Origin of the sequence: Actinomadura sp. KC216 (genome assembly GCF_004348535.1) — a bacterium.
Taxonomy (GTDB): domain Bacteria; phylum Actinomycetota; class Actinomycetes; order Streptosporangiales; family Streptosporangiaceae; genus Spirillospora.
Genome location: NZ_SMJX01000066.1, coordinates 26,122 through 33,237 on the forward strand (window position 1 = coordinate 26,122; position 7,116 = coordinate 33,237).

Annotated in this window: 6 protein-coding genes; all 6 read left to right on the plus strand. The window is 72.1% G+C overall.

Annotated features, from left to right (window positions below; translation table 11 throughout):
- Positions 1–44 precede the first annotated feature (44 nt).
- Positions 45–1,205: a steroid 3-ketoacyl-CoA thiolase gene (locus E1264_RS14330; RefSeq protein WP_132173525.1), complete on the plus strand. Its 1,161-nt coding sequence runs from the start codon at positions 45–47 to the stop codon at positions 1,203–1,205.
- A 31-nt stretch (positions 1,206–1,236) separates the two neighbouring features.
- The gene (locus E1264_RS14335; protein WP_132173527.1) at positions 1,237–2,235 is read left to right on the plus strand and encodes an MBL fold metallo-hydrolase; all 999 of its coding nucleotides are present in this window, start codon (positions 1,237–1,239) and stop codon (positions 2,233–2,235) included.
- Positions 2,236–2,407: 172 nt separating this feature from the next.
- A complete protein-coding gene (locus E1264_RS14340) occupies positions 2,408–3,664 on the plus strand; it encodes a cytochrome P450 (protein ID WP_132173529.1) in 1,257 nt (418 codons plus the stop codon).
- A gap of 207 nt (positions 3,665–3,871) precedes the next feature.
- Positions 3,872–5,149, plus strand: coding sequence for a glycosyltransferase family 4 protein (locus E1264_RS14345; RefSeq protein ID WP_132173531.1), 1,278 nt, complete (start codon positions 3,872–3,874; stop codon positions 5,147–5,149).
- 74 nt (positions 5,150–5,223) lie between these two features.
- Complete coding sequence (locus tag E1264_RS14350) at positions 5,224–5,982, plus strand: class I SAM-dependent methyltransferase (protein ID WP_207935913.1); 759 nt, start codon at positions 5,224–5,226, stop codon at positions 5,980–5,982.
- Entirely contained in the window at positions 5,972–7,084 is a 1,113-nt protein-coding gene (locus tag E1264_RS14355; protein ID WP_132173535.1) for a prenyltransferase, read from the plus strand. Before E1264_RS14350 ends, E1264_RS14355 begins: the two co-directional genes overlap by 11 nt.
- Positions 7,085–7,116 lie beyond the last annotated feature (32 nt).

The window sequence follows — 7,116 nt, forward strand, 5'->3', positions numbered from 1 at the left end:
ACCGGTTACAGTCATAGCTGAATCGCGTTCGATAAGGAGACCGCATGGGTACCCCGGTGATCGTCGAGGCGGTGCGCACGCCGCTCGGGAAGCGCAACGGACGGCTGGCGGGCCTCAAGCCGATGGCCGTCCTCGCGCACGCGCTGACCGCCGCGATCGGCCGCTCCGGCATCGACGCCGCCGAGGTGGAACAGGTCTTCGCGGGCTGCGTGACGCAGGCGGGCGAGCAGGGCGGGCACGTCGGCCGCTACTCCTGGCTGTACGCGGGCCTGCCCTGGCAGACCGGGGTCACGACGATCGACGCGCAGTGCGGGTCGGCGCAGCAGGCCGTCCACCTCGCCGCGTCGCAGATCGCCGCCGGGGTCGTGGACGTCGCGATGGGCTGCGGCGTCGAGGTGATGAGCCGCGCGCCGCTCGGCTCCAACGTGCTGCCGGCCGACCCGCGGCCGGACGACTGGTCGATCGACATGCCGAACCAGTTCGAGGCGGCCGAGCGGATCGCCGCCCGGCGCGGCATCACCCGCGCCGACCTGGACGCGTTCGGCGCCCGCTCGCAGCAGCTCGCCGCGAAGGCGTGGGCGGACGGCCGCTTCGACCGCGAGGTCGCGCCCATCACCGCGCCAGTCCTCGACGCCGACGGCAACCCCACCGGCGAGACCATCGACGTCACCCGCGACGAGGGCCTCCGCGAAACCACCGCCGACGTGCTGGCGAAGCTCAAGCCCGTCCTCGGCCCGGACGGGCTGCACACGGCGGGCACGTCGTCGCAGATATCCGACGGCGCCTCCGCCGTCCTGCTGATGTCGGAGGAGAAGGCGAGGGCGCTCGGCCTGCGCCCCCGCGCCCGGATCAGGACGCAGGCCCTCGTCGGCGCGGAGCCGTACTACCACCTGGACGGTCCCGTGCAGGCGACCGAGCGCGTCCTGCGGCGGTCCGGTATGGCGATGGGCGACATCGACATCACCGAGATCAACGAGGCGTTCGCGTCGATCGTGCTGTCGTGGGCGTCCGTCCACAAGCCGGACATGGACACGGTCAACGTCAACGGCGGCGCGATCGCGCTCGGCCATCCGGTCGGCGCGACCGGCTCCCGCCTGATCACCACGGCGCTGCACGAGCTGGAGCGCCGCGACGCCGGGACGGCGCTGATCACGATGTGCGCGGGCGGCGCGCTGTCGACCGCCACCATCCTCGAACGGATCTGAAGCGATCCCCCAGGCGCGAAAGGCGGTCTCCTTGCAGCCGGAACAGCCGGAACCCGAAGACCTCGGCGGCGGACTGTGGAGCGTCCCGGTCCCCATCCCGGACAACCCGCTCGCCTACACGCTCGTGTACGCGGTGGAGAGCCCCCGGGGCCCCGTCCTGATCGACGCCGGCTGGCAGCACGAGGACGCCTGGGCCGCCCTCCGCGACGGCCTCGGCACGTTCGGGATCGAGGTCGCCGACGTCCACGGCGTGGTCGTGACGCACTTCCATCCCGACCACTCCGGCCTCGCCGGACGCGTCCGCGACGAGTCGGGCGCGTGGATCGCCATGCACCACGCCGACGCCGAGATCGTCCAGCGGTTCCACGACGTCGGGCAGAGCGGCCGCCGCGCCTTCGAGCTGACCGCGCTGCGCCGCGCCGGGGCGGCCGAGTCGGACCTGACCGGGTCGAGCCGGCAGACCCCGGTCGCGCCGCCCGCGATCCCCGACCGCGAGCTGTCCGACGGCGACCTCGTCGACCTGCCGGGCCGCAGGCTCCGGGCCATCTGGACGCCGGGCCACTCCCCCGGCCACATCTGCCTGCACCTGGAGGACGGCGACCGCATCTTCACCGGCGACCACGTCCTGCCGCGCATCACCCCGCACATCGGCCTCTACCCGTACGACACCCCTGACGTGGACCCGCTGAGCGACTTCCTCGGCTCCCTCGACAAGGTGTCCGCCATGACGGTGGGCGAGGTCCTGCCCGCGCACCAGTTCCGCTTCAACGGGCTGTCGGGCCGCGCCCAGGAGATCATCCGCCATCACGAGGAGCGCCTCGGCGAGGTGACGGCGCTGCTGTCGTCCACCCCCATCACGCTGTGGGACCTCACGGCGGGCCTCACCTGGCGCCACCCGTGGGCGGAGATGCACCAGGGCGCGCGCCGCATGGCCGCCGCCGAGGCCGCCGCGCACATCCGCACGCTGGAGACCAGGGGCGTCGCCCGCCGCGACGGGACGGACGATCCCATCCGCTACGTGCTGCGCTGAGGCCGCTCCCGCCCCTGTGAGCGCCGGGTGCGGCGTGGGTCACTCACGCCGCGAGACCCTTGATGAGACTGGAGTCTCATGTTAGAACGTGTTCTAGGCCCATGGGACCAAGCAAGCGCTCAGTTCATGATCGGCGCACGCCCGTCCCCACCCCCGGCACGAAGGAGCCCCCATGGCACTCGCGACCTCGACCGCCTCCGCCGCGCGGACGTTCCGGGCTCCCGAAATCGACATCATCGACCCCGGCGTGTACGAGCGCGGAGGCATCCCGCACCGGCAGTTCGCGTGGCTGCGCGACAACGACCCCGTCCACTGGCACCAGGACCCGAACGAGGGGGTGCCGGGCTTCTGGGCCATCACCCGGCACGAGGACGTCGTGCAGGTGTCCCGGCGCGCCGACCCGTACTCCTCCCACGAGCGGACGGCGATGTTCGAGGAGTTCACCGACGAGGACATCGCCCTCTACGGGCAGATGATGCTGTTCCAGGACCCGCCGGACCACACCCGCCTGCGCGCCATGGTGAACAAGGGCTTCACCCCGCGCATGATCGGGAAGCTCCAGGACCACGTCCGCGACATCTGCCACCGGCTGATCGACGAGGCCGCGCCGCTCGGCGAGTGCGACTTCGTCGAGTACTTCGCCGCGCCCCTCCCCCTCTACACGATCTGCGAGCTGCTCGGCGCGCCGCTGGAGGACCGGCAGAAGATATTCCACTGGTCGAACAAGCTGGTCGCGTTCAACGACCCCGACTTCATCGGGGACCGGGAGGACTCGGCGCTGTGCGCCGCCGAGTTCGCGGGCTGGGGCGCGGAGCTGGCGCGCAGCCGCGCGTCGACGCCGCGCGACGACATCGTCACCAAGCTGCTCACGCCGGACGCGGACGGCAACCGCATCAGCGAGGAGGAGTTCTCGCTCTTCCTGATCATGCTGTCGATCGCCGGGAACGAGACGACGCGGACCGCGACGGCGGGCGGCATGCAGGCGTTCTTCGAGCGTCCCGACCAGTGGGAGCGCCTGAAGGCGGACCGGAGCCTGCTGCCGACGGCGGTCGAGGAGATCGTCCGCTGGGTGAGCCCGATCAACCAGTTCCGCCGGACGGCGCTCAGCGACGTCGAGCTGGGCGGCAAGGAGATCAAGGCGGGCGACAAGGTCGTGCTGTTCTACGGGTCCGCGAACCGGGACGAGCGGGTCTTCGACGACCCGTTCACCTTCGACGTGGGCCGCGACCCGAACCCGCACCTCGGCTTCGGCGGCGGCGGCCCGCACTTCTGCCTGGGCACCCACCTCGCCCGGATGAACCTCAGGATCATCTTCGAGACGATCCTGGACCGGACGCCCGACATCCGCCCGGCGGGCCCGGCGCGCCGCCTGCGGTCGAACTTCGTCAACGGGCTCAAGGAGCTCCCGGTGCGGTTCACCCCGTCCTGACCACATCTGGGCACGTAGGCGACTATCTTCCCTGACTAGGGGTCAGTGTGCTTTTCGAAACACTTTTGGACGCCATGCCCAATATTGAACTCGGCGGTAACGTACGGAAGCTAGGGTCTAGGTCATCAACGGCATCACAGGAACGGCCGGTGCGCGTGCGCCCGGCGTCCCTCGGCTGACGGGAGAGGTGCGTGGGCAGGTGCTGGCGTGGATGAGGCAGGCGAGTCGGGGGCACTGCGCATCGGGCTGCTCTCGTACCGGAGCAAGCCGCACTGCGGCGGTCAGGGCGTCTACCTCCGGCATCTGAGCCGGGAACTCGCCGACCTCGGGCACACGGTGGAGATCCTGTCCGGGCAGCCGTATCCGGAGCTGGACCGCGAGGAGATCGTCCTCACCAAGCTGCCGAGCCTCGATCTCTACAACGACGACGACCCGTTCCGCACCCCGGCGCTCCGCGAGTTCCGCGACTGGGTCGACGTCCTGGAGTTCGCGCACATGAAGACGGGCGGCTTCCCCGAGCCGCTGACGTTCAGCCTGCGGGTGCTGCGGCTGCTGAAGCGGCGGCGGCGCGACTTCGACGTCGTCCACGACAACCAGGTCCTCGGCCTCGGCAACCTCGGCATCGCCCGGCTCGGGCTGCCGCTGGTGACGAGCATCCACCATCCGATCAGCGTCGACCGCCGCATCGAGCTGGAGGCGGCGCGCGGGATCAAGCAGAAGCTCGGCAAGCGCCGCTGGTACGGGTTCGTCGCGATGCAGTCGCAGGTGTCGCGGCGGATCGGGCCGGTGCTGACGGTGTCGGAGTCCTCCAAGGTCGACATCGTCAAGGACTTCAAGGTCGACCCGCGCGACATCGAGATCCTGCCGCTCGGCGTCGACACCCGGATCTTCCACCCGCGCGGCGAGCGGGTGCCCGGCCGGATCGTCGCGATGGCCAGCGCGGACGCGCCGATCAAGGGCGTGGACGTGCTGCTGCGCGCGGTCGCCAAGCTCGCCACCGAGCGCGACGTGCACGTCATCGTCGTGAGCCGCCCGCAGAAGGACGGCCCGACCGAGAAGCTCGTCCGGGAGCTCGCGCTCGGCGAGCGGGTCCGGTTCGTGAGCGGCATCGGCGACGACGAGCTCGGCGAGCTGATGGCGTCGGCGGAGATCGCCGTCGTCCCGTCCCGGTACGAGGGGTTCTCGCTGCCGGCGGTGGAGCACATGGCGTCCGGGACGCCGCTCGTCGCGAGCCGCGCCGGGGCGCTGCCCGAGGTCGTCGGCGACGCGGCCGTGCTGGTCGCGCCCGGGGACGTCGAGGAGCTCGCCGCGACGCTGCGCCGCCTGCACGACTCCCCCGCCGAGCGCGAGCGCGTCGGCGCCGCCGGGTTCGGCCGCGTCCAGGAGCGCTTCGCCTGGCCCGCGGTCGCGAAGGCCACCGTCGAGCACTACCGGGCCGCCATCGCCCAGCAGCGCTACCGGCGGCTCGCGCGCAGCACCAGATGAGGCACGGGCAAGTGAGGCACGGGGCCATCTGAGGGAATGCTTTCCCGCGTCCCCCGCACGGAAGGAGCACGACCCTGCTGACCGTGGATTTCCACCGGTTCCGCGTCACCCCCGGAGACCGCGTCCTCGACATGGGATGCGGCGCCGGGCGGCACGCCTTCGAGCTGTACCGCAGGGGCGCGCACGTCGTGGCCTTCGACCAGGACGCCGGCGAGCTGGCCGGCGTCGAGAAGATGTTCGGGGCGATGCGCGTCGAGGGCGAGGTGCCCGAGGACGCGACCGCCGAGACCGTCCAGGGCGACGCGCTCGACCTGCCCTTCCCCGACGACCACTTCGACGCGATCGTCGCCTCGGAGGTGCTGGAGCACATCCCGGACGACATGCGCGCCATGCGCGAGCTGCTGCGCGTCCTCAAGCCGGGCGGGAGGCTCGCGGTGACGGTGCCGAGCTGGCTGCCGGAGCGGGTGTGCTGGGCGCTGTCGGAGGACTACCACACCGCGCCCGGCGGGCACGTGCGGATCTACACGCGCGCCGAGCTGGAGGCCAAGCTGAAGTCGATCGGGTTCAGGGTCGGCGGCCACCACCACGCGCACGGCCTGCACGCCCCGTACTGGTGGATCAAGTGCGCGGTCGGCGTGGACAACGACGGCCACCCGCTCGCGAAGGCCTACCACCAGGTCCTCGTCTGGGACATCATGAAGCGGCCGCTCGCCACCCGCCTCGCCGAGCGCGCGCTGAACCCGCTGATCGGCAAGAGCGTCGTCGTCTACTTCGCCAAGCCCGCGGTCCCGCGCAGGGCGGCCACCGTCGAGGAGACGGCGGATGCGGGCTGAGATCGTCCCGCCCGCGCTGCCGGGGGTCGTGTCGCCGGACGACATCGTCGCGACGGCGCGGAGCATCACGGCGCAGCAGGAGGCGTCCGGCGCGATCCCCTGGTTCGCCCCGACGGCGGGCGTCCCCGGGCACGTCGACGCCTGGAACCACGTCGAGGCGGCGATGGCGCTGACCGTCGCCGGGTTCACCGGCGAGGCCCGCCGCGCCTACGAGTGGCTGCGCGGCGTCCAGCGCCCGGACGGGTCGTGGCCCGCGAAGTGGGTGCTCGGCGAGGTCACCGAGCCGGGCGGCGAGTCCAACCACGCCGCCTACGTCGCGGTCGGCGTCTGGCACGAGCTGGCGATGACCGGCGACGAGGAGTTCGCGCTGCGGATGTGGCCAGCGGTGCGGCGCGCGATCGACTTCACGCTCGGGCTGCAGACCCGGCGCGGCGAGATCATCTGGATGCGGGACGAGCGCGGCCGCCCGTCCGACCACGCGCTGCTGACCGGCTGCTCGTCGATCTACCAGTCGCTGCGCTGCGCGGTCGCGCTCGCCGAGCATCTCGGCGAGCCGCAGCCGGAGTGGGAGCTGGCCGCCGACCAGCTCGGCCATGTGGTCGCGGCCCATCCGGAGGCGTTCGCCGACAAGAGCCGCTGGTCGATGGACTGGTACTACCCGGTGCTCGGCGGCCCGGTCCGCGGCGCGGCGGCGGCGCGGCGATTCGCCGGCCGCTGGGACGAGTTCGTGGTGCCGGGCCTCGGCTGCCGCTGCGTGTCCGACCAGCCGTGGGTGACGGCGGCGGAGAGCTGCGAGCTGGTGATGGCGCTGGACGCGTCCGGCGACCGCGACCGCGCGCTGGAGCTGTTCACGACCATCCAGCACCTCCGGCACGAGGACGGCTCGTACTGGACGGGCTGGCAGTTCGAGAACCGGCGGCACTTCCCCGGCGACCGCTCGACCTACACGGCCGCGGCGGTGATCCTCGCAGCGGACGCGCTCGCGGACTCCTCGCCCGGCGCCCGCCTCTTCAAGGAGATCGCGGGACGCCCGCTCGGGCCGTGCACGGCGTCCGACCCGATCGCGTGCGGCTGCGCGCTCGTCACGGTAGGACGGGCCTGATGGGCTCCGGCACGGGCGGGGCCGGTTTAGCC

What these genes read in the sequence shown, in the direction of transcription:
- E1264_RS14340 (WP_132173529.1), top strand. Translation starts at nt 2,408, where the DNA reads ATGGCACTCGCGACCTCGACCGCCTCCGCCGCGCGGACGTTCCGGGCT.
- E1264_RS14355 (WP_132173535.1), top strand. Translation starts at nt 5,972, where the DNA reads ATGCGGGCTGAGATCGTCCCGCCCGCGCTGCCGGGGGTCGTGTCGCCG.
- E1264_RS14330 (WP_132173525.1), top strand. Translation starts at nt 45, where the DNA reads ATGGGTACCCCGGTGATCGTCGAGGCGGTGCGCACGCCGCTCGGGAAG.